Source organism: Psychrobacillus lasiicapitis (genome assembly GCF_006861795.1).
GTDB lineage: Bacteria > Bacillota > Bacilli > Bacillales_A > Planococcaceae > Psychrobacillus > Psychrobacillus lasiicapitis.
The window spans coordinates 1-24862 of sequence record NZ_VDGH01000019.1 but is presented as its reverse complement, the minus strand read 5'-3'; the positions used below and the strand labels follow the sequence as shown (position 1 = coordinate 24862).

Here is a 24862-nt window from a genome sequence, read left to right as displayed (position 1 = left end):
GCCTCCTAGTACAATCCATAATTTAATTCTCATTTAGGCGCTGCACTTTTTTAAAAAATTATTGAGCTGCGTCCGATTTCGTATTGCCTTTTTCTATAAATCGAAGATTTTAATTTTCATGGGAGTTTAAGTACATTTTTTCACAAACTTATTCACACTTTACCCTAAATATCCATCTTAGATTAACTTTATTTTTCGATGTAGGATAGACATCATAATACCTAGAACCTCCACTCTATTTATTAGAAATTTCAAATTTATATATCTTTAATTTAAGTATAATGTGATAATACTACTAAAAGAGGGGGATTTTTCATGAAAATAAAAGAATTTACTGTTAAAAATTATAAGAATATAGGCATAGATGAGTTGTGTACCATCAAATTTCCAAATAAAGCAGACGGACAGTCAGATATGCTAACAATAATTGGAGAAAATAATATAGGGAAATCAACAGTTTTAGAAGCACTAAGAATGTTTTTCCCTTATGAAAAACCGCATTGCCCCGACTTAGACCGATTTCCTAAAAAAGTTGAACCAAACCCACTCAATGAAGATGAACATATGGAAATATGTGTAACATTCCATAAATTTACGGAACAAGATTTAAATAAAATAGAGATTAGTAGATACATTTATAATGAGGAATTAAAGATTAAAAGACTTTGGAAATCTTCTAACTTAAATGATAAGGATGTTCCTTATTATGCTTATATTCAACAAGCTTATATTCATGAATTGGAAGGCAAACCAACTTGGAATAATACAGCATTTCAGGACGTTTCAGAGGAACTTCGAGACCTACGTCAGAGATTTTGTGCTGAACAAGGATTAACTGGGACAATTCCTGCGGCTAAAAAAGAGGATTTTCTGCAATACGTTTTAGAGGAGAATTCAGCATTAGTTCATCATCGAAATCCTGAATGGATGGCAAACCCTAATGGACTAAGTAGCGTGCTTAGATCAATAATGCCTAAAGTAATTTACATACCTGCCATGAAGTTATTACAGGATGAAACTAACCCTACAAAAACAAATTCTGCAGCCAAAAATATTATGTCGTCGTTAATAGAAAAGAAAATGCGTACTTCACAAAAATTCGTGGAATTTGAAACGGCCGCAACTAATTTAACAAACGCATTCGTTGGAGAAGATCGCCATGAGTCTCTAAATTCTTTAGAGACGTCCCTAAATCTCAAGTTAAAAAGGTTAATGGATATTGAAGCGAAGGTCAACTTTAGCCCCCCTGTTATTGAAAAACTTCATGAGAACACTACGTTTTCATTAATTTACAATGATATAGAAACTACAACCGACCATCAGGGTAGTGGTGCACAGAGACTATTAATATTATCTTTATTGGAATTAATGTCACAAGAATTAGATGAAACTGTAGAGGAAGTAGAAAACTCATGGCAAAGAAGCTATTTATTTTTAGTAGAGGAACCTGAGATATATTTACATCCTCAATTACAGAGAAAAATGAGAGACTCTTTACTAAAAATTTCTGAGTCAGAACTATCGCAAGTTATTTGTACTTCACACTCCGAACACTTTATTGATTTAGCAGACCGTCATCAAGGAATTGTGATAGCAAAACGTAATTTCACAACCGGCACAACACTTTTTTCTCAAGTAGAGGAAAATCTTTACAACGGGGAGAATGCACTAGATAAGCGCAATGCGATGCGGATGCTTTTAAATTTCAACTCATCAACTCTTGAATCATTTTTTTCAAGGAGAGTTATATTAGTTGAGGGAGATTGTGAAATTGCCAGCTTCAAATCTATTAAAGATGTTCTTATTTCTAAATATCCTGATAAAAAGGAAGACATTGAAAGTTATTGTAAAGATATAAATATAATTTCATGCAAAGGAAAACTTACTCAAAGAACGTATTGCGAAGTTTTAACTCATTTCGGAATTGAACCAGTAATAATACATGATTTAGATGGTGAGCTCTATAATTCGGGAAATAATTTAAGAATGTTAGAGTCAATTAACTTAGATGAAACTAGGAGACTTTATCATTCTCCAAATTTTGAAGAGGATATATTTGGTGAAGAATGGTTGAATGATAAGCCATGGAAAGCAACGAAGCTTATTAGTGAAAGATTTGATCAATACGAAGAAGGATTATTAAGATTTTTTAACTTTGTAATAGGTAAAGAAGCAGCAGATTCCCTAAATATTGACTCATTAGTATCCAGTGAAATCTAAAAGAATTAAGAATTTATTAAATGTAAAACTCACAAATGTTGACCAAACAACATTTGTGAGTTTTACGTTTACTCACTTTTGATTACCTTGATTTATTATGTTCACGATAATAATCACTATGTTCAACTAACAACAAATGTTCTGTCCTATAAGGATTGCATTTAAAATAATGATAAAAGGGACTTATGAAACAACAGCTTCTTAATTTTTAACACCATTTATAGACAACCCACATTTTCACCAATTCAGTTAACGCCTTTAGTATCGACCAAATGCGATACATCATCAAGCTGTTTCAAATCGTGCTGAAATCAATAAGAGATTCATCCCCATCAACAAACACAGCTATGACACTCATTTGTTGAATAATGGAGCTCCTATTGAAGTTATACAAGTCTCATGGAGTATGCGAAAAGTGAAGCCACAAGAATCTAATTTCTGTTAGGCGGAAGGCTAGGGAAAGTGTATTCTCAGAGGTACCTTTAAATGTAAATGGAGCAATCTCTTAAAAGTTCTTGCTCCTACTTGACTAAAGCACCCATTACTATGAAATTATCAACACTTATTTTTCACAGTATAAGGTTTAGGCAGGAACTCATTAAACCATTCTCGGTCATTTTTCATTAGCCATCTATAGTCCGCTCTAGCTAGCTCCTCTATACCTTTTCTCTTTAAAGTAGGATTTTCATTCATTATATTTACGATATTTTGTCGTCTAATTAATAATAATTGTTGGTCATAAATTGTAGTAGCGACTTCTTTCATTCCGATTTCAATTTCGTTTATAACCTGTTCATAATTAGAACTCGTTGGTTCAAGTCTTGAATGTATGCTATGCAATGTAAAATTCGTTTTCAGATTGAACCTTTTTGCATATTCTTCTCCCAATTTTTCTTTTAATAATTTTGCTATAGGGTCTTTATATGTACCCAACCCCATTTTAGCTGCAATAACCTTCAAACTTTGTCCCTGAGAGTATAATTTCATAACTTCTTTCTCCCATAATTTGCCCCGGCTTATTAAAAAAGGTGGGTTAATCTCTCCGCTCTTTTTATCTTGATTCCATATCCATTTGCGTCCATACTGATAACTACAATGAGGACATAAAAATGTTCCTTGGACATAAATTGGATAGTATGTTTTACTGTAAGCTTTTATAATCAACTTATTGTAGTATTTACAAATTTTATTTAAACAAGGTTGGGGCCTATTTTTAAAAGGAATATCTATAGAAAAGCCTATAGTGTCCAAAAAGAATTCCTCAGAAGAATTCGATATAAATTGAATTAACAATAAATATGCAAGTATATTAGGTGCAAGACTATCTTTTCTAGATAGAAGCATATTGAAACGGCTATCAATTGCCTTATGATGTTGAGCACCCAATATTTGATAATGGTTCTCTACAAAGATTAAAAAATCAGTTTTTAACCTCTTGGTTTGTAAATACTCTGAATAAATTTCTGCATAACCGCGTTTACCAAGCGCTGAATAAAATAGGTCTAAAATCAACTCGCGATTTATTTTACTTGAACGAGAAACAATATAGTGAAAATCTTGAAGGACTCTTTCAATAAGTTTTGGACATTCATTAAAGTTAGAAGAATCCGAGGCTAAATTATGCCCATTTTCACAGAATGGTCTCCTTAATAACATCTTCCCATTAGCGTTAGATAGTGGCACACCGCATTTCGGACATATAGAAATCAGCTCTATCTGATGACGTTCACAATAATCCATGAAATGAAGTTGATGAAATCGGTGAGAATAAACTTCACCATATTTTTCATAATCGTCTTCTAAGCAGTGAGGGCAATATTTTATTTCCTTAGCTATATAATCTTTAAATAACCTTTTGCCCTTTAAGGAGTCCTTTAAAGATAAACTTTGCTGAAAATCCTGCTTTCTTTGAGTAGATAAGAAAGGGTTTATTAACGGGAAAACTGTATGGTTATTCAAGAAATAATCTATAGTATACCCACTCTGATTAAATAAACTAATCAACTTAATTAAATTATGATGAAAGTAAATATTTCGTTTTGACTTAACGTCAAATAATTCTTTGTTAGTTTCTTCGAAATATAATTTACCTGTTCGAATATGATATCTAAATATAATACTTCTAAAATCCTCATCTGGATAAGGTTTCGGGAAATAAGACAACATTATTCATAGACCCCTTCACTAATTCCATCTAAAATCACATGTCGAATTAGTTGATTTGAAAAATCTTTTATTCCAGCCGCTCTTTTTAAGCTCGAAACCGTATAATGAATATTATTATTTATATATTGTTTCTCAAAGTATTTAATTCTTCTTATTTGAAATTCCTCCACTGTCTCCGTAATAACTTGCAGGAGTCCCTTACATTTAGGAAATTTATCAATTTTTTTCTCAAATCTCGTTTGAATATCTAATCTTTGATAAATCTTAGTCCTTGTTACCCTAACTAGAGGAATCTCTAAATACAAGTTTATAGTTTCCCTAATAATCAATTGTAAATATTCACTATCCCTTTTCTCCCAATTAATCATTGTTCTCTGAATTTCTCCTCTTTTAGCTGATGGTAAGTTACTGATAAACCACTCATTATCGTTTTTATATAGCCAATTGTATAGCCCAGAAGCACTTTTTCTTAATTCAGTCCTACTGTAACTAGGATAGCTCTTTCTGATCACAATAAATCTACTTCTTTTCTCTTGAAGGATACTTTGTTGGTCTCTATTTAAAGCGGATGATATATTCTCTATTTTGTTGTTTAGATATTTCTTTGTTGTTTTTAAATCGACACCTAACTCCGATGAAATACCCCGGATAGAGTGTTTACCGCTTGAATACAATTCGTGTAATCTATTTTCCCAAACTGCCCCGAACTTTTTTATCCTCCCTATTCGATATTTATCATCTTCTGAAGCATCTGGTCCTGTACGAGAATAGGAAAAGCCACAATTCTCACAAGTAAATGTACCAACAGGCTTCCCAGTTTTAGAACCACTCGTAACAATACAATCTTTAATAATGAATTCTTTATAGTGAGTTGATCCCTTATTTAAACAAGGCCAAGGAGCCTTTCCAAAGAAGTGTACGTCATGATTATTCTCCTGTAGTTGGACAGGAACCTTAAGCCCTAAAAATAATAGTAATAATAAATGTCTCAATGGATGACAGGTAACCTTTGATTTTCTTAATACCTTATGAAACCAGGTATCTTCATCGAAAAGTTCAAAATCACTATTCAAAAATTTTAATAGTCCAATTGGGAAATAACGAAGAAAATTTGGGATTAATTCTTGAATTCTAATTCTTTTGGATGGTGTAATGTATTGTTTCACATTTAATTCAGCAATATAAAATTGGTTGATATTTTCCAAGTTTTTAAAAGGAAATTTACTATTCAATAACTCATAAGATTGTTCTGCTATAAACAATAAGCTTTGAAACAAGTGTTTAGGAATCAAAACTTCTTGTCCATTTTCTACACACCTTTGATTCAAAGGAAAGAACCTGTGTTTGTTTGGCTTATTTCTAAATGGAACATCAGAAGTCCACAATAATTCTTTATGTATTGGACACACATAAACTCCCGGTAGTTCTATGCCAATAAGCCTCACTATATAACTCCACCTCTTCAAAATAACAATGTATACAATACCTAAAGTAATCTGGACCTCTTACTTTACTTGCTCTAAGTCCCAGTGATAAAGAAATCGAATTTGAATTACCAAAATTCATTTGTTCAACCATTTTAACGGATAAATTTTGGGGTATATATGGTTCATAATAAGGAAAAAGTGTATGTTTATAGATGAGTATGCTTGGTTTTTGGTTAATCTTTTGTCCAAGTAAATTGAGATTACTTGGAAAATCAGTGATTGCACTTGTAGTATTATTTTCATACAGATTCATAATGGTATCTTTATGACTATTGTTTCCACTTCTTTGATGAAACCTTGCCAGCGCACTATATAATAATTCATCTTTATATAAATGAGGAAAAAACCCTAACACCTTTTATCACCTACCCTATAAATTCGTTAAACGGTTTTATTATATTCAACTTTCTCAACTCTTCTTCTAAAGGCTTTTTCTCTTTTAGATTCTTTAATCCTAATAGATGAAGAGCCGATTCCATTGTTGGTTTAATCTTCTTATTAAATTTACTCTCTGCTTTATCAGGAGATAGGATTATTTCTGCGATTAATTTATTTAAATTATGACTATTATCACTTTCTTTTTCTAATACTTGGGAGACAATTTCTACAGCTGCTTTTTTAGAAATTCCCATACTTTGCGCAAAATTGACATACTGTACAAATTCCTTAGCATTTGAAAGTGTAGCAATGTGTTCCTTCTGCAAATCACCTTCAATCGCTGTGCCTTCAGGGAGCTGTTTGATGTAAGAATTGACATCCACCCATTCTGGTTTTAAATCTTCTATTTTTTTTAGTTTTTCAATATCACCCGTTAGAAGAGCTTTAAGAGAAGGTCGAAGGATTCTAAAATTTGTAGCTGCTGCCTGCTTTACTATTTTTATACTGATTTTCTCCTTTCCCAATGAAAGTGCTAATAGCTGCACTTGAATAAATAAATTGACAACAAAATCCGTTATTCCTAGTGTCTCTTGATAGAACACCTCATTCATTTCTTCGGATAACGGTGTAAATTCTTTTAACCACTGGTACTTCCATAACTTATCTAAAAATATATCCCACTTTTTATCTTTCTCCATTCTGTCAAAGAATAAAATACCCATTCCACTTGCTCGTCTCGCAGTCGCAAGTAATGGGGTAAAAAGATCAATAGACGAATATGTACCAACAAAAATTAAGGGCACACCCAGTTTATTATGAATTTCCACAAAAAAATTCATAGTTAACCTGCCTTCGTCACCTTTCTTCATCCTCTGAATTTCATCAAAAACAAGAACTCCAATACAATGTAAAGCAGCGACATGTGCCATCTTATCAATCAGGTCTGACTCATTCATTTTTGATTTAACAAATTGCTTATAATAATTTGTATCCAAAATGTTATCTACTGCCATAAAAAAGTTTTTACATAAAGAACCTCTAGATGCATTAAAAGGGCATTCAATAACTAACCACACGATTTGCTTTAAAAAGCCAACAGAAATCCCATTATGTTCGTAATCTGAGTGAATAATGACTTGAGGATATAATAAAAGGATTTTTTCAATAGATGTTGACTTTCCAATACCGCTAATTCCTATAATAGAAAAATTAGTTGCTGTAGAACGGTTTCCTATGATATTCCCCTTCTCGAGATCATAGTCTCCTTTTAAAATTTCCGATACACCAACAGCAAATTGTTTAGCGTATAAGGGACTAACCGGATTTCTCCCAATATATCCAGTTCTAATCATAGATGAAACTTTTATTTCTAGATCTAAATGAATTGGCATTGGTTGGATAAAGTGATGCTTTATTTGTTGAATGAAATGCATTCTAATTTCGGAACTTTCATTTACTTCATCCTTATTAAAATTTGGCGTTTCCTTTAAGAGTTCAATTATATTTTGCCTAGTCAATATATCTGGTAAAGCTTCGATAAGAGGATTATGTTTATAGACATGTATTTTTTGCTCACGATAAATAGCAGTACACTGTCTGCCCATTAGTACATTAGTAGGTTTTCGTTCAGATTCAGTACTGTTTCCCGCCAATTACATTTCCTCCTTGCCATCATGTTGAATAATTAGATTTAATAAGTAGTCTTCGTCTTCGTCTTCATCCACGCCATGATTAATTAAATCCGTCATCTCAACTACTTCTGTTTTGTATTTATGCTTGTTTCTTTCAAGAGTATTTCCCCAATGTTCTTTATCTCTCATTATTTCTTTCTCACTTTTTCTATTTTCCCTTATGTCTTTTAACTTGCCAGTTTTACTTTCATCTGGATTACTTATTTTGTTCGTATCCATTTTCTCTTGTTCCATAATCTTTAGAATTTGTGCATTCGTGTCAATATTTAACTGTCTTTGGGAAGTTCCGTTGAGAGCTTTATTAATATCCATAACGAACTGTTGCTCCTGGACTTCCTCTAGTCTAAATTGAGAATATCTTTTGTCAGCCTCTACTAATTGACACTTAACAAAGTTATTACCTTGCGTTTTCATATAAATATGTTGAACATCTCTTGGGTCATAATAAATGATTTCTTTCCATCTTTTGATTCTTGCCTTTTCGAACCACCCATTTTCCAAACAAAATCCACTTGTATACTTCATTTTATTAAATACTATTCCTTCTGCTGTGACGCTCGCTTCTTTTGAAGGCATTACATTTAATCTGATTAAATCTTTATCTACCTTTTTTAACAGGCCTGATCTATGTTGAAGTCCCCAACTCCATAAATTTAATGGTGTAGGAAGTAAGTTAACTTCCATCATTTCTCTCTGTAATGCATAGCCTTTTATTACACTATTATTATGTTCTAGTATAGTTAATACAATAATTCGCTCAAATGCTTTTAGTGATAGCTTTGCATCAAGTCTGTAATCTTTCCCCCCTCTTTCTTTAAAATCTTTATGCACAACCCCTGGCATCCAATGTTGTTTAATTCGTTCATTCAGGATTCTAAAGTGACGTTCAACGATTCCTTTTAAATCAGCTCTATACGGTGGAGTATTGATAATTTGTATGCCAAGTGACTCTACGAGATTATCTGCATTCTTACTCTCCATTTCTCCTCTATCTGCCTTAATTTTCTTCGGTAAATGTTCACATGGCCAATCGTCATCCTCAATATCTAGTTCAAGGTTTTTACAATACTCTTTTTTATTGGTTGCTGTATTTTCCAATGCCATCATTGCCGCTACCCATGATGGTCCTTCAAGACCAACATAAACACCGACAACCATTCTAGTAAAGACATCTTTTACAATATAAATAACTGGTCTGCCTATAATTCGAGAGCGATCGATTTCACTAACTAAATATATATCCCCAATCGTAGCATCAATCTCAAAAATATCACCGGGTCCTCCTGCTCTATTTGTCGCATCCCCTAGTAATGGTCGATGATTCAGATAATATTTACTTTCACCGCTCTTATTAATAATTTTTTCTTTAGCATTAAAGGTTGAATTATACCAATTTAAAAATTGACGATAATTTGGAACTTGATCATTTGGCAATGCAATAGGAACAACAGTTCCATTTACAGTCTTATATCCAGTAATATAATATTTTTGTATGATTTCTTCATATGCTTTTTTTAATGTTGTCTTTTTTTCTCTATAGAAATGTTTTATTCCAACTTGGAAAAGTTCTTTATCTGCTTCCGTGACATTAACCCCTTGAATCCCTAGCTCTATAGATAATTTTGAAGGCCGTCCTATCTTCTTATCTTTTAATTGTTTCGGTTTTCCTCTTCCCCCACTGTTGGCATATTTAGGCATCAATGAGTTAATTGTTTTTCCTCCTCGCCAGTATTCCCTTAATATCGAATAAATTCTCTTGCTACTTTTCCCTGTTTTACTTTTCATTTCACTAATCATCGATTTTAATATATCAGGATCATAAATATAAGGTTCTTTCTCAATATAATCTTTTATAATATCCCATCTTAGGTCCCTTGTTTTCTTATGTTTTTCTAAGTAATCTTGTTCTGGTGCATTCAACTCTTTATAGGGATCAAATTTTAAGATGGAAGCATACGGAGTCGTTAGTACTTCTTCCAATTCAGAAATTGATTTAAGAGTTGGAACGTGCGGTAGTTCCTTATCAATATTGAATAAAACAACAACATCTAGATCTGGCGATATCCAAAGAACCCTTTCAATGGAAATAGTCTCTAGCTCCCTATTTTTAAATTCAAGTAATATATTTAGACTAATCATCATGATACCCCTCCCATTCCTACGCTTTTATCGTTCATTTGTTTATCGAAAATTTCTATTCTCTCGGAAGGATTAATTAATTTGTTCATAATATCTGTTTGCCAAGTCTTATTTGCTAGTAAATATTTGATAATAAATAAGCATGAACCATATTCCAGTCCGAATATCTCATCATATTTCAATGCAAGATTTGATAATCCCATTTCTTCTGTCTTTATTGCTTTGTATAATCTAGGTTCCAATCTATTAATTAAGGCTAAATTAATATTAGGTCGATTATCCAAGGTCTTAGCATCATAAAACCAACCAATATTTTTAATAAAAATTTTAGGTATATCCGTTTCAGTTACAATCCCCCAATCCGTAATGCCTATTTCTTCAAAAAATATTTTTTCTATATCGAATTTTTCCAATTCTCTTACAGTCAGTTTATCGATTGGTTTAACACTTCTAACAACAGTTTTCTGTCCAGTTTGCGTTTGTACAATTAAATAAAAATCGGTTGTAATCACTTTTAACGGTCCCGTACTCCCATTTTCTCTAGGGTGTTCGACTCCGATTCTTTCTGCAATTTCTACAGTTCTTTTTAAAGGTAATAGTGGATATTGTTCCCTAATATCCAAAACGTAACTAGACCATTCTAATGTATAGAAATAATGGAGTTCAAAGTCCGAAAGAAAATGATGCTTGCGTAGTGTTTTCCACCCTAAATTTCTTGTTGCATAACCGTTGGAAGCAACATCTTGAATTTCCAACCAAGGTTTATAACCAGCACCTTCTCCTTGTCCTCTTCCTTCTTTTATCCATTTTTCAATTTTAGTTTCCGTTGAATTACTTCTTTTTCTCTTCGCCATTTTTACCACTCCATCTAATGTATAGGTTTTTATTTTTACATTTTTATATTTATTGGTTATTATGTAGATATTGAAACGTAACTGATTTGAGTTACTACATATAGTTACTTAATATAGTTACTATAAAAAAAAACTCTGCCCCAGTAGGGGCAGAGTTTAAAAATCTTTCAATTTGATATTTATAAATTTCATTTTTATTTTCAAGGAAGAACCCTCCAAATGGAAAAAGAGTTAAACTTGGAAACTTATACACAGTTTCCAACTTTTTTTACCTGTTTCCAACTTTTTTTGTCCATTTCCATCTTTTTTTGTACGTTTCCAACTTTATTTGTTCTATACAGCATACAAAAATCAATTCATTACTATTCCACCGTAACTGACTTAGCCAAGTTCCGTGGTTTATCCACATCACATTCTCTATGCAATGCTGCATAATAACTAATCAGCTGTAATGGCACAACTGCTACAAGTGGAGAGAATAGCTCATGTACTTTTGGAAGCACGAAACGATCTCCTTCTTCCTCCAAGCCTTCCATTGCAATAATGCATGGGTTTGCTCCTCGTGCTACTACTTCTTTTACATTACCGCGGATATTGAGGCTTACAGCTTGTTGCGTTGCAAGGGCGAATATTGGGGTACCATCTTCAATAAGTGCGATTGTACCGTGTTTTAGTTCTCCGCCAGCAAAGCCTTCTGCTTGGATATAGGAAATCTCTTTTAGTTTTAACGCACCTTCTAAACTTACATAGAAGTCAACGTTTCGACCGATAAAGAATGCATTTCTAGTTGTTTCTAAAAACTCTGTCGCGATTTCTTCCATTTCTTCCTTGGAATCGACAATTGTTTGCACTGCATTGGCAGCAATACCAAGTTCTTTGACAACATCAAAATCTAATGATTTGCCTTGAGCTTGAGCATATGCGGAAGCTGTTACCATTAATACTGCTACTTGCGCAACATATGCTTTAGTAGATGCAACTGCAATTTCTGGACCAGCGTGAAGTAAAAGCGTATGATCTGCTTCCCGAGAGAGCGTTGATCCAGGTACATTAGTCATCGTAATAGTTGGATGCCCTTGTTCTTTTATCTTCACCAGCACTTGTCGGCTGTCGGCTGTTTCACCTGATTGCGTGATAAATAAAAATAACGGTTTTGCAGAAAGCAGTGGCATGTTGTAGCCGAATTCACTAGAGATGTGCACTTCTACAGGTATATCTGCAATTTTCTCAAAGTATTGTTTTCCTATCAGACCCGCGTGGTAGCTAGTTCCCGCAGCAATAATATATAGACGATCTGCATCGTGCAGAGCCTTTAAGATATCTGTGTCTATCGTTAGCTCGTCTTGCTCGTTTTGATAAGCTTGAATAATTTTGCGAATAACGGCAGGCTGTTCGTCCATTTCTTTTAGCATATAGTGAGGATACGTCCCTTTTTCGATATCGCTCATATCTAGCTCTGCTTTATATGCTGGACGTTCTACAATAGAACCATCTAGTTTTTGAATTTCAACTGAATTCTTATGCACGATTACAATTTCTTGATCGTGAAGCTCTACATACTGCTCCGTCACTTGTAGCATAGCCATTGCATCAGATGCTACTACATTAAATCCTTCACCAAGGCCTACAAGAAGTGGTGATTTGTTTTTTGCAACATAAATAGTATTTGGATCCTCTTTATCCAGTAGTGCAAGAGCATATGATCCATGGATAAGATGCAATGTTTTTCTTAGTGCATCAATTGTGGATAAGCCGTCTTGTGAAAATTTTTCGATTAACTGTACAATTACTTCTGTATCTGTATCAGAAGCCATTTCTACATTAGATAAATAAGCTTTTTTCATAAGGTGATAATTTTCAATGACACCATTGTGCACAAGTGTGAATCGTTGTGTTGTGCTTTGATGAGGGTGTGCATTTAGCTGGTTTGGGACACCATGCGTTGCCCAACGAGTATGCCCAATCCCAAGCTTTGCATCTACATCCTCGTCCACTACATCACGCAAGTCAGCGATTCGTCCTTTTTCTTTAAACACGACAACGCCTTCGTCATTGAGTACCGCAATTCCCGCTGAATCGTATCCACGGTACTCCAATTTTTCTAACCCTTTTAACAAGATTTCCTTTACATCTGCTTCTCCAATATATCCTACAATTCCACACATATTCATATTCCTCCGTTTACATTCATGTCGAAATAAGCGTCCTGTCTTCTCACAGTCGCTCATTAAGCTAAGAATGCCTTCTTTTCCCCTCTGTCATACAATCACTCGTATGGTTTCTGAAAAAGAATAACAACCGGGCAAATACGGTCGGGAGGCATCCGCCGAATTTTCGATAACCTCCACCTCGTCTGCTGAAGATACATATCGTCCGATTTCTTCAGCTCTGGCGCTATAATTGTTTTCCTCGTTTTAACGCGTTTTCTTTCCTCCTTTTCTACGCGGTCACTTTTGAATTTACATTAAAAGTAACTTTTTCATTATATACGCTCATTATATGCACGTCAATTTTATGGAACAAAGGTTAATAGAATAATTGAAAAAAGCCTCCAATTGAGGCTTTTACCAAACTGCTATTGCTCCATCTGTCCTGGACTCTGTACCGCCTTGTAGAACACCTGTCTCCTGGTTTCTCCAAATAATTTGACCACGACCAAAGCTGCCACCATCCGTTGTCATTTGAATATCATGACCTTTTCTTATTAAGCTTTGCACGAGATAATTTGGGAACTCTGGCTCTACATGAATTGTTTTTCCTTTCACCCATTGCCAACGCGGCATGTCTAACGTTGCTTGTGGGCTCAATAGGTAATCAATCGTATTCGTCACCACTTGGAAATGTCCTTGCGGCTGCATGTATCCACCCATCACACCAAATGGGCCGACCGCTTTACCATCCTTCGTTAAAAATCCTGGGATAATTGTATGGAATGTTCTTTTACCAGGTTGTAAAGCATTTGGATGTGTTTCATCTAATGAGAAATCAAGTCCCCTATTTTGTAAGGCTATTCCTGTATTCGGAATAACAATACCCGAACCGAACCCCATGTAATTACTTTGAATATAAGAAACCATATTTCCTTCTTCGTCCGCTGTCGCTAAATAAACTGTTCCGCCTTTTGGCAATTCATATGGTTCCGGGTTACTTGCCTCTGCTTGAATAGTTACACCCCGAGATTTAGCGTATTCGTCTGATAATAGATGTTCCACACTTATAGGCATTGCATCTTGTTCTGTGATGAATGCCTTGCCATCTGTAAATGCTAATTTCATCGCTTCCATTTGATAGTGGAATGTATCTGCATTTTGCCAAATCGGCATATTTAAGCTTTTGTATATATTTAGCGCCATTAATGTTATCATCCCTTGACCATTTGGCGGTATTTCCCATACGTCATAGCCTCTATAATTTACAGAGATAGGTTCTACCCACTCTACATTGTATGAAGATAAATCATCTTTTGATAAATACCCACCATGCTTTTTCATATAAGCATCTATTTGATCTGCTATTTTCCCTTCATAAAAGTCGCGAGCGTTCGTTTCTCCAATGGCTCGAAGTGTTTTGGCATGACCAGGTGAAGACCACATTTCCCCTATTTCAGGTACCCTACCATTAGGCGCAAATGTTTCAAACCATGCAGTAAATTCTTCCGTGGTAAGGGAATCTTTCAATCTATTATATGCCAGTTTCCAATACTTCCCGAGAATAGGTGTTAGCGGATAGCCTTCCTCTGCATATCGAATCGCTGGTAGAAGTACTTCTTTAAGCGAGAGTTTGCCAAAGCGTTTTGATAGTTGAGCCCACGCAGCAGGAACACCGGGCACTGTAACCGGTATGACACCATGCACAGGCATTTTCTCATATCCTTGTTCTTTTAGTTTTTGTATAGAAATAGACTTTGGTGCGGGACCTGAAGCATTCAAACCATGCAGCTTGTCTTTTGTCCAAACTAAAGCGAATGCATCTCCTCCAATACCATTTGAAGTGGGTTCTACCACGGTGAGTGCTGCAGCTGTTGCAATTGCAGCGTCAATCGCATTTCCTCCTTTTTTTAAGATGTCTAATCCTGCTTGTGCCGCCAATGGCTGAGAAGTTGCAACCATTCCCTTTTTTGCAAAAACAGTATGTCGTTTAGCAGAAAACGGGTGGTATAAATAATCCACAATCATTTCCCCTCTATGTATTTATTTCGTCTCTTTTATAGAATAACAGAAAATTATAAAAATATTCTATTAACTTTATAGAATAAAAAAGAACACCTTCGATCGAAGGTGCTCCATTATTTATTTCTCGAGTAATTTTACAATTTCTCTATTAAACGCTGGCAAATCATCTGGGGTTCTACTTGTAACAAGTTGATTGCCACAAACGAACACTTCTTCATCGTGATAAGTTGCTCCGGCGTTTTCTAGATCGACTTTAATCGACTTGTATCCAGTAGCATCTCGTCCTTCTAATGTTTTTGCAGTAATGAGAAGCTGCGGTCCGTGACAGATTGCAAATACCGGTTTCTTAGCATCCATAAATGCTTTTGCAAAAGCTACAAATCGATCGTCTGCTCGTAAAATATCTGGCGAAAATCCACCCGGAATAAATAATGCATCAAAATCTTCTGGTTTTACGTCATCTATTCCATAGTCTACCTTAAGATTGGCTTCACCTTGTTTACCTGTGACTTCATTTCCTGCTTCTTTTTCAATTGTAAATACCTCGTGTCCTGCATCGTTCAAAGCTTGTGCTGGGCTAGTGTACTCGACGTCTTCAAACATATTTGTGATTAATGTTGCTACTTTAGCCATTTCCTCACTCCTTATTTGCTTGTTCTCTCTTATTATTCCACTTATAAATCATAGTAAACATATAATTAATGGTTTAAATCGATGTCTATGCTTTATAGCTGACGTAAAATGATTAACAGCATCGCATGAAGGAAGCAACGCCAAGTCCTATTAATAATTATTTCAGAACAAAAAAATCCAGCACAGGGCTGGATTTTTATATCATACATTCTTATTACTCGGCTAAACCCATCTCTTCTTTTACTACAGCAACGATTCGGTTTACATAGTTTTCACAGTCTGCTTCTGTTTCTGCTTCTACCATAACACGTACAAGCGGTTCTGTGCCTGATGGTCGGACTAATACACGACCATTGCCAGCCATTTCTGCTTCTACTGTTTGAATGATAGCTGCTACTTTCGCATTTTCTGTTACTGCGTGCTTGTCTGTTACGCGTACATTTACAAGCTTTTGAGGAAAGATCGTCATTTCAGATGCGAGCTCTGAAAGTTTTTTCCCAGTCACTTTCATAATATTGACTAGTTGTAATCCAGTTAATAATCCATCACCTGTTGTATTGTAATCGAGGAAGACAATATGTCCTGACTGCTCGCCACCAAGGTTGTAGCCATTCTTTTTCATTTCTTCAACTACATAACGATCTCCAACTGCTGTTTTCACGCTTGTCATATCATGCGTTTCTAATGCTTTATAGAAGCCCATATTACTCATCACTGTGGAAACAACCGTGCTTTTGTTAAGACGCCCCTGTGCATTTAAATATTTCGCACATATATACATGATTTGGTCGCCATCTACGATTTGTCCTTTTTCATCCACAGCAATTAAACGGTCCCCGTCTCCATCAAAAGCAAGACCTACGTCTGCTCCTTTTTCTAAGACAAACTTAGCTAATTCTTCTGGATGCGTGGAACCTACGCCTTCATTAATATTCAACCCATTTGGAGATACACCCATCGTCGATAAATCTGCATCTAAATCTGCAAATACATGGGTTCCAAGAGAAGAAGTTGCTCCGTTTGCACAGTCTAATGCAACGTGGACACCTACAAACTCTTCATCTATTGTTTGTTTCAAGTATTGAATATATTTTTGTCCGCCTTCAAAATAATCTGATACAGAACCAACTCCTGCTCCAGTAGGACGAGGAATTTCATCCACTGCTGCATCAAGTAGTTGTTCAATCTCTTCTTCTTGTTCATCTGAAAGCTTGAAACCATCTGATCCAAAGAACTTGATCCCGTTGTCCGCTACAGGATTATGTGAAGCAGAAATCATTACTCCTGCATTGGCACTCATAACTCTCGTTAAAAAAGCTACACCAGGTGTGCTAATGACCCCTAAACGCATTACTTCCACACCAACCGAGAGAAGTCCAGCCACTAGTGCGCCTTCTAGCATATGACCAGAGATTCTAGTATCACGACCAATTAATACCTTCGCTCGTTCCTTAGCTTCCTTCGTTAATATATATCCTCCAACACGACCTAGTTTAAAAGCTAGCTCTGGTGTTAATTCTGAATTCGCTACTCCTCGAACACCATCTGTACCAAAATATTTTCCCATTTCTTCTTCTCTCCTTAAAAACCTGTTGTCCTACGCATTAAGCTTCTTTTATTGTTATTTTTGCCTCAGATTCAGACGTTCCCCATTCTATATTAGAGGGACCTTCTATTTGAATTGGAAGGGTTACTTCGCCAACTTCAGCATTCTCGGCATTTACGTAAACGGAAACATTGTTTAGTTGAATATTTTCCAAAGCCTCGGGTGTTCCTTTTGCTACGACAGAAACGATTCCATCCGTAGGTGTTTCAAAATTACTAACTAGCTGCTCCGGTAGTCCCTTCACTGCAATCGTAACTTTTTCAAATGCTTTCTCTTCCACCGTTGAAACGGTTTCCTCTTGCTCTTCTTCTTCCTCAACTGGTGGAGTTGGTGTGACATCTGCTGTAATTTTAATCTTGTCGAGCGATAATCTAGTCACACCATCTGGAACAGCTAACTTCAAATCAAAGCTACTCGTATTCTCTAGTTTACTCACGTCTACATCAACTTGTAACTGGCCTATTTTATCTAATACTGTTCGTGGGCCGTATAGTCTAATATTTTTTACATCAGTTGACAACTTATTAATCTTTACCCCTTCTTTAGGCACCCCTTTAGGGACTAATACTATCGGGACTTCTTTACTGTATTCTTCAACATTCACTTTTACTTGTGTCGTTTTTGGTTCAACGATTACATCCAATTTATTTAAATCAGCATCTAGTACTCGTATGCTCGCTTCTTGTTCAAACGATTTATTTATTCCTTGGTCTCTAACGATCGTAGCTTTTACATAGCCTATGCTATCAATAATACTTTTTGCTCCTGTGACGACTACTTTTTTCGGTTCCATATCGTAGGATTTGACGATATAGTTTTCAGCTAACAGGCTTTCATTCATATCTAAATCCACATTAAATTCTTGAGAAACACGTTCCTCAATCACTACATCGACACTAACCGGGTCAATCCGTACCTTTAATTTATCCGAAAAATTTTCAGTTGAAAAGTTTACTTTATGTTTGCCAAACGTTACTTCACGTAAATCAATAAATACTTTGTAATCCTTCATCACTTTCGTAGAAAAAACCTGTTGTGACGGTCCTTCTATATTCACCGTAACAGTTTCTGGTACCCCTGTTACAACCGAATTCTCATCGTCATAATATACTTCTACAGGCACATCATGGAGCGTTTCCACTGAAGTACTAGTCGTATTCATATTATTTTTTTCCATATCCGATTTCACAGAAACGAATAATAGAATGGCAAGTACCAATGCAATTATTCGCAAAAACCATGGATTGCCCATCATTTTATCCATTCTGTTTCCCCCTCCACAACCATTTAGAAGAAGCTACTTGTTCCTCTGTTGGTCCAAACCAAAGGCGTTTCAAGTGAGTTTCAAACTCTTCCATGGATAAGTTTCGATGGAGATCTCCATTAGATGTTAAACTTACCGCACCTGTTTCTTCTGATACAACAATGGTTATCGCATCCGTTACTTCACTTAAACCAATTGCCGCACGGTGCCGTGTTCCAAGCTCCTTGGAGATGAAAGGACTTTCAGATAATGGTAAATAACAAGCGGCAGAGACAATATTATTCTTTTGTACAATAACCGCACCATCATGTAAAGGTGTATTTGGTATAAAGATATTAATCATAAGCTCCGAAGTAAGATGCGCATTTAACTGAATTCCCGTTTCAATGTATTCATTTAAACCTGTTTCTCTTTCAATAGATATTAATGCACCAATTCGACGTTTTGCCATATAGCTTACCGATTTGGTCATCGCCTCTATCAAACGACTTTTCTCTTCTTCTTGCATGGATGAGCTTCTGGCGAAGAGCTTCCCCCTACCTATTTGTTCGAGCGCTCTTCTTATTTCAGGTTGAAAGATCACGATAATTGCAAAAAAACCAATACTAATTACATTTTCAAGCAACCACCCTAGTGTATCCATACCTAAAAAGTCCGTTACTACTCGAGCCACGATAATAACAAATATTCCTTTTAATAATTGAACAGCCTTCGTTCCTTTTATCAAGGTTATTAATTTGTATATAACAAACCATACAACTAAAACATCTAAAATGTTTACAATTACGTTTACTGGCATAAAACTGGTAAACTGCTCCATAAACGACATGTGGCATCCCCCACTTTTCATCACAAATCCATACCATGTAAGTATAACATAGTTGCCCACTTCTCTACATTTTAGGGCGAAAAAAGTCTATCCACTTCACTGGATAGACTTCCCATTATTTTGTTTCCTCTTTATCAAAAAATGACACGACTTCTTTCGCCCCATCTTTTATGTGAAACCAAAGCCAGTCAAATACCTCATTAATCTCTTCTGTTTTACCCGTTATTACTGCTGTAGAAGCCATGTATTTCGAACCATTTATGACGGTTAGATTCCCGTCCAATTCCCCATCGATTCGAACATCTCCATTTCGAACGACTAAATCGCCTTTTACGACTTGTCCTTCGGGGATAATAACCGTTTCTCCTTCCACCAAGACATTTTCTTGTTTAGTAAAGGAGAATTGCTGCTCTTCATGGAAGTTACTAAATAATGCACTACTCATAAACAAAAAGAATAATGCTGCTGCAGTGAGAATTGGATGACGCCGCAACCATCTACTAACACCAGCATGTGATTTTTCTTTTGGAAGTCTTGCCATTACATTTTGACTAAAATTAGTTGGAGCCTCTACATGAGCTGCTCCTTTTACAAAAGCGACCACATCGCTTAACTCGTGCATATGAGCCTGACAATCCACGCATGACTGCAAATGAGATTTAAGTTCAAGCTCATGTTCACGGCTAATTTCACCATCTAAATATTCATGCATTAAGTGAACAATTCGCTCTGGACATGCATTCATCGTGATTCCCTCCTATAAAAAATTGGGCTGCCTGCTTAACTGTTTTCTAAGAAACTCTCTGCCTCTATGAATTCTCGTTTTTACAGTTCCAAGTGGTAATTCTAATATCTCACTAATCTCTTGTAAAGATAATTCTTCCATATACTTTAAAACGATGGCCGATCGATATTTATCTGGAAGACGACTAATTTCATATTGTATTCGATCTTGCAGCTCTAGCTTCATTATCTCTTCTTCCGGCAGTTCATCTGCTGCTGCGATTTGAGAGTACATATCGAGTCCTTCTGTACCCTTCACTTCTGCATCTAAATAAAAATCCGGCTTCTTTTTCCTTATACGATCGATACATAAATTCGTCGCAATACGGTATAGCCAAGTAGAAAATTTTCTTTTTTGATCATACGTGTGTATGTTAATAAAGGCTCGCACAAATGCTTCTTGTGCAATATCCTCCGCTTCATGACGGTTTCCTAACATTCGGAAACAGACTTGAAATAGCCTATGCTGATACAGGTCGACAATCTCCGCGAATGCGTCTTTATCGCCTTTTAACACTTGTTTTATTCGTTTATTTATTAACGCATCCATCGTGATTTTCCCCTCCGCCTCATGCGGCTGTCTTACCTATACGTATGAAGGTAGCAACAGGTTTCATTTTTTTCTATATTATTTATTTTACCAAATATTCCATGCATTGTGTTGATAATAAAAAAAGAAAAGCAGACTATTGCCCGCTTTCCTTTTTTATTATATGAGACTTTCCCCAAATAGTGATCCCATTAATCCAACTGCAACATCTGCCGTCTTGTTTTTTTCATCTAGTATTGGATTTACTTCCACAAATTCCGCTGACGTAATCAAGTCAGAAGAATAGAGCATTTCCATTGCTAAATGGCTTTCACGATAACTAATACCGCCAGGAACAGGTGTACCGACTCCTGGTGTATAAAGTGGGTCTAAACCGTCTAAATCGAGCGATAAATGGACACCATCTACATTACGCTCCTGGAAATAGGCTATCGTTTGATTCATTACTTCTGTCATCCCATGCTTATCGATTTCGTGCATGGAAAAGACTTTAATACCCTTTTCTTTTATTAAATCACGTTCGCCTGGGTCTACAGAGCGAGCACCGATAATAACAACGTTTTCTGGTTTAATCTTTGGAGCAAAAGAGCGGATATTCACTAAGTCTTCATGACCTAAACCAATACTCACTGCAAGCGGCATTCCGTGTATATTCCCAGAAGGAGAAGTTTCAGCTGTATTTAAATCTGCATGCGCATCGTACCAAATAACACCTAAGTTTTCATAGCGATCCGCAAGTCCTGCAAGTGTTCCGATTGCTATACTATGATCCCCACCAAGCACTAAAGGATATCTTCCTTCCAGTAGTACTTCATGTACTTTGTTTGCTAGCTTTGTATTTCCCTCCATCACATCTTCTAGATTACGTAAATGTGTATTTGGAGACTGTTCTTTACGAGTATGGCTAATCGCAATATCTCCCTCGTCTTTCACGGTGTGACCAAGAGCCTCTAGACGTTCTACTACGCCGGCATAGCGGATAGCACTTGGTCCCATATCGACTCCACGTCTATTTTGGCCAAGATCCATTGGTACACCAATTATTGAGATATCTAACTTGTTCATGATTTAATACCCCCTTCTATTCCTATATCTATTGTAAATCTTAAAGGGGAATTGGCTCAACTCAGCATTTTTATGAATATTTATTCATTAACTGAACTAGATGATTTTTTACTTCCGTCCATTCACTTTCAATGATTGAGTAAACAACGGCATTTCTCACCGTGCCATTCGAACGAATTCGTTCATTGCGAAGAACACCTTCTTTTATACCACCTATTCGTTCAATTGCGCGCTGCGAAGTTACATTCAACTCATCTGTTTTAAATTGGACACGAATCATTCCTAAATGTTCAAAGCAATGTTTTAAAAGTAAGTATTTAGTTGTTGTATTCACATGTGTTCGCTGAAACTGTTTCCCATAAAAAGTCGATCCTATCTCACAAGCATGATTCGTATGATCCATTCCATAAATACGGGTTGTCCCCATTATTTTATGTGTATCGGTATTTTCTACTACAAATGAAAGTGCAGTTTGTTCAATATTCATTTGATCAATTCCTACTTGCAGCCAATTACTGAGTTGTTCCTTATCTTCTATTTTATTCAACATAAATTCAAATATTTTGGGATCATACAAATCCCATAGAAACGGAATGTCACTTTCTTTCAATGGTCGTAATGTCACGTCTCCATATACGATTGTTTCAGCCAAACTAAACACCTCACTTTTTTTATATCATCATAATTGAAAGATGGGTGCGTTGAAAAGGATTTTATCTTGGAAACTATGAAAATAATTAGTTAGTTTTGTACATAGGGGAGGCAGTGGTTTTTAAGTGTTGGTTAGGTTGTGGATTGGTATTCTTAAAAGAGCTAAAGCGCAAGCATCTATGACTACCTAGACATGGCAATAATAATATTGATTGGTCGCACCTAATAGGAGAAACAATGCTGTAGATATCGGCGTCTTCACTTTAAGTAAACTTGTTGTTTTAATATTTGGTTGCTTTCCACGACTGATTGATCGCCCTTATCCATTAATTGGATAACAAGGACAAAGAGATACTTCGGATTATGGGACCCTGCGTAGTAAGTAGCCGCTAGTCTACGTTCTATTAACCAAAAGTGCTCCGATAGATTGGTTTTGTCGTGTTCAGCGAGAGTTTGCCGTGTTCGCATCCTGTTATGTCTCGTACAACCATTTACTGGATATTATGAAAGGAAACACATGTTAATAATGGATTTTATCAAAATAGTTGGTTCTTAGTAAGTAGCAAGCTCCTTTGATTTTCGCTTCAGGCAACGAGGCTAACAGGATATTAGTTTCAAAGGCGTTGCCACACACATACCTTGTGGGCTAATGAAGAAATTCCAACGACACCCTAAGCGGCGGAAATGGCTCATCGCTCATTCCATAGTAAGCGTACGACTGCAGCATAAATCGTTGCGGACAATTCATTCAACTTTATACTGCACAGTATCCACTATACTGATTGACAAGCCATAGAGCTTATAATTTCTTAACCAATAAAAAAACCTCTCCAAAAGACGGAAAGGTTTACTTTGTAATATATATAAGTATGGAGCCTAGCGGGATCGAACCGCTGACCTCCTGCGTGCAAGGCAGGCGCTCTCCCAGCTGAGCTAAGGCCCCGTTAAATAAAATTTAAAAATGGTTGTGGCTGGGGTACCTGGATTCGAACCAGGGCATGACGGAATCAAAATCCGTTGCCTTACCGCTTGGCTATACCCCAATAAACTGGTGGAGGGGGACGGATTCGAACCGCCGAACCCTAAGGAGCGGATTTACAGTCCGCCGCGTTTAGCCACTTCGCTACCCCTCCAAAGCTAAGTATGAAAATAAATGGTGGAGGATGACGGGCTCGAACCGCCGACCCTCTGCTTGTAAGGCAGATGCTCTCCCAGCTGAGCTAATCCTCCTGGGTTATAAAATCACGATTAGTCTTATACTTCTACTAGAATCGGACAAGAACTATAATAACATATTTGTTTCTCTTAGGCAAGTAGTTATTTAGGCTTTTTTTACATTAAATATTTAAAAATGTAAGCTTCCAAGCGGGTTCGAACCGCTGACCTCTTCCTTACCATGGAAGCACTCTACCTGCTGAGCTATGGAAGCACAGACAAAAAAATGGCTCCGAAGGTAGGACTCGAACCTACGACCGATCGGTTAACAGCCGATTGCTCTACCACTGAGCTACTTCGGAACAATGCATCTATTTAAAGTACAAATATAATTATAACAATAATTATTTATATTTCAAGTCTAATCTTACATTTTTTAAAAAATATATCATATTGTATTATTTAAGTTTAATCTCCCTTTTATAGACAGACAATCCATAGTTAAATGTAATTTATTCCCAACTCGATAAACTGAAATCTGAATGCTTTTTTTACAAAAGAACTCATTACACAGAAGACGAGTTAGAATTTGGTGAGGAATAGGACAACCGATTTAAGTATATTAAGCGCAAGTTTTAGGCCAAGACCAATTATATTTGTGTAGCAATCAATTCCTGCGCCAACGAAGTCAAACAAAGACAACTTCGTGGAGATGAATACAATTTCTCGAATGCTACCTCCTTATAAGAGGCTAAATTTCTTTAAGAATAAAAGTTATTAACACCTATCTCTTTTCCCTTCTAAAAAAGGGGATAGTATAATATCTCTACACTGCCTAATAGCTTTCGTCAAAGTAAACATTACTTGTATCTTGCGAGTCTAAGAGGCTACTCTTTAGACCATCCACATCTTATTCATATTTGCCTCCTAGGGGCAATATTCTCCTCCGACGAGCTGTGCGCAGGTGCAAGATACTTGAGTCTATACAAAGAAGTCTTTGTATGAAGTTATCCATAGTTAATAGATTTTATAATTTTATTAAATCATCAAAAAAGCCGCTACCGATAACTCGGTAACGACTTCTTTTTATGGTGCCCAGCGACGTCCTACTCTCACAGGGGGAAACCCCCAACTACCATCGGCGCAAAAGAGCTTAACTTCCGTGTTCGGTATGGGAACGGGTGTGACCTCTTTGCCATCATCACTAGACGATGAGTGC

General features: G+C 36.0%; 18 protein-coding genes, 6 tRNA genes and 1 rRNA gene. 1 reads left to right on the top strand and 24 read right to left on the bottom strand.

The genetic code is table 11. The annotated features are described in order from the left end of the window. The first annotated feature begins 315 nt into the window (after positions 1–315). On the top strand, positions 316–2220 hold the full coding sequence (locus FG382_RS22035; RefSeq protein WP_142540999.1) for an AAA family ATPase: 1905 nt from the start codon (positions 316–318) through the stop codon (positions 2218–2220). 555 nt (positions 2221–2775) lie between these two features. On the opposite strand, the gene FG382_RS22025 is transcribed toward FG382_RS22035, so the two are convergent. The 24 genes from FG382_RS22025 to rrf form a co-directional block, all read right to left on the bottom strand. After that, positions 2776–4386 (bottom strand): TnsD family Tn7-like transposition protein, encoded by a 1611-nt coding sequence (locus FG382_RS22025; RefSeq protein WP_142540998.1) that lies wholly within the window; start codon positions 4384–4386, stop codon positions 2776–2778. Beyond that, complete coding sequence (locus FG382_RS22020; RefSeq protein ID WP_170206598.1) at positions 4386–5831, bottom strand: TnsD family Tn7-like transposition protein; 1446 nt, start codon at positions 5829–5831, stop codon at positions 4386–4388. Before FG382_RS22020 ends, FG382_RS22025 begins: the two co-directional genes overlap by 1 nt. Beyond that, positions 5779–6228, bottom strand: a complete 450-nt coding sequence (locus tag FG382_RS22015; protein ID WP_142540996.1) for a TniQ family protein — start codon at positions 6226–6228, stop codon at positions 5779–5781. The genes FG382_RS22020 and FG382_RS22015 overlap by 53 nt, the downstream gene beginning before the upstream one ends. A gap of 10 nt (positions 6229–6238) precedes the next feature. Beyond that, positions 6239–7903 carry an ATP-binding protein gene (locus FG382_RS22010; RefSeq protein WP_142540995.1) on the bottom strand — a complete coding sequence of 555 codons (1665 nt, stop codon included), beginning with the start codon at positions 7901–7903 and terminating at the stop codon, positions 6239–6241. Then, positions 7904–10081, bottom strand: a complete 2178-nt coding sequence (locus FG382_RS22005; protein WP_211356437.1) for a DDE-type integrase/transposase/recombinase — start codon at positions 10079–10081, stop codon at positions 7904–7906. Next, positions 10081–10935 carry a TnsA endonuclease C-terminal domain-containing protein gene (locus FG382_RS22000; protein WP_093496727.1) on the bottom strand — a complete coding sequence of 285 codons (855 nt, stop codon included), beginning with the start codon at positions 10933–10935 and terminating at the stop codon, positions 10081–10083. The genes FG382_RS22005 and FG382_RS22000 overlap by 1 nt, the downstream gene beginning before the upstream one ends. Positions 10936–11297: 362 nt before the next feature. Then, the gene (gene glmS, locus FG382_RS21995) at positions 11298–13100 is read right to left on the bottom strand and encodes a glutamine--fructose-6-phosphate transaminase (isomerizing) (protein WP_142540993.1); all 1803 of its coding nucleotides are present in this window, start codon (positions 13098–13100) and stop codon (positions 11298–11300) included. Positions 13101–13499: 399 nt separating this feature from the next. Continuing rightward, on the bottom strand, positions 13500–15104 hold the full coding sequence (gene ggt, locus FG382_RS21990) for a gamma-glutamyltransferase (RefSeq protein WP_142540992.1): 1605 nt from the start codon (positions 15102–15104) through the stop codon (positions 13500–13502). Between the two features lie 120 nt (positions 15105–15224). Continuing rightward, positions 15225–15740, bottom strand: coding sequence for a type 1 glutamine amidotransferase domain-containing protein (locus tag FG382_RS21985; RefSeq protein WP_142540991.1), 516 nt, complete (start codon positions 15738–15740; stop codon positions 15225–15227). Positions 15741–15954: 214 nt separating this feature from the next. After that, entirely contained in the window at positions 15955–17307 is a 1353-nt protein-coding gene (gene glmM / locus FG382_RS21980; RefSeq protein WP_142540990.1) for a phosphoglucosamine mutase, read from the bottom strand. Between the two features lie 37 nt (positions 17308–17344). Then, positions 17345–18610: a CdaR family protein gene (locus FG382_RS21975; protein WP_142540989.1), complete on the bottom strand. Its 1266-nt coding sequence runs from the start codon at positions 18608–18610 to the stop codon at positions 17345–17347. Beyond that, positions 18603–19439, bottom strand: a complete 837-nt coding sequence (gene cdaA, locus FG382_RS21970) for a diadenylate cyclase CdaA (protein WP_142540988.1) — start codon at positions 19437–19439, stop codon at positions 18603–18605. Before cdaA ends, FG382_RS21975 begins: the two co-directional genes overlap by 8 nt. A 115-nt stretch (positions 19440–19554) precedes the next feature. Beyond that, positions 19555–20184 carry an anti-sigma factor family protein gene (locus tag FG382_RS21965; RefSeq protein ID WP_142540987.1) on the bottom strand — a complete coding sequence of 210 codons (630 nt, stop codon included), beginning with the start codon at positions 20182–20184 and terminating at the stop codon, positions 19555–19557. 12 nt (positions 20185–20196) lie between these two features. Further along, a complete protein-coding gene (sigW, locus tag FG382_RS21960) occupies positions 20197–20772 on the bottom strand; it encodes an RNA polymerase sigma factor SigW (RefSeq protein WP_142540986.1) in 576 nt (191 codons plus the stop codon). A 159-nt stretch (positions 20773–20931) separates the two neighbouring features. After that, positions 20932–21837, bottom strand: a complete 906-nt coding sequence (gene rocF / locus FG382_RS21955) for an arginase (RefSeq protein WP_142540985.1) — start codon at positions 21835–21837, stop codon at positions 20932–20934. A gap of 70 nt (positions 21838–21907) precedes the next feature. Next, positions 21908–22498, bottom strand: a complete 591-nt coding sequence (locus FG382_RS21950; protein WP_229677478.1) for a GNAT family N-acetyltransferase — start codon at positions 22496–22498, stop codon at positions 21908–21910. Positions 22499–22746: 248 nt separating this feature from the next. Further along, positions 22747–22956 (bottom strand): hypothetical protein, encoded by a 210-nt coding sequence (locus FG382_RS21945; RefSeq protein ID WP_142540983.1) that lies wholly within the window; start codon positions 22954–22956, stop codon positions 22747–22749. Between the two features lie 402 nt (positions 22957–23358). After that, positions 23359–23431, bottom strand: a tRNA-Ala gene (locus tag FG382_RS21940). 25 nt (positions 23432–23456) lie between these two features. Further along, positions 23457–23531, bottom strand: a tRNA-Gln gene (locus FG382_RS21935). Positions 23532–23537: 6 nt separating this feature from the next. After that, positions 23538–23621 (bottom strand) — tRNA-Tyr (locus FG382_RS21930). 21 nt (positions 23622–23642) lie between these two features. After that, a tRNA-Val gene (locus FG382_RS21925) sits at positions 23643–23718 on the bottom strand. A gap of 126 nt (positions 23719–23844) precedes the next feature. Continuing rightward, a tRNA-Thr gene (locus tag FG382_RS21920) sits at positions 23845–23917 on the bottom strand. Positions 23918–23930: 13 nt separating this feature from the next. Beyond that, a tRNA-Asn gene (locus FG382_RS21915) sits at positions 23931–24005 on the bottom strand. A gap of 731 nt (positions 24006–24736) precedes the next feature. Next, positions 24737–24852 (bottom strand): 5S ribosomal RNA (gene rrf, locus FG382_RS21910). Between the last annotated feature and the right edge of the window lie 10 nt (positions 24853–24862).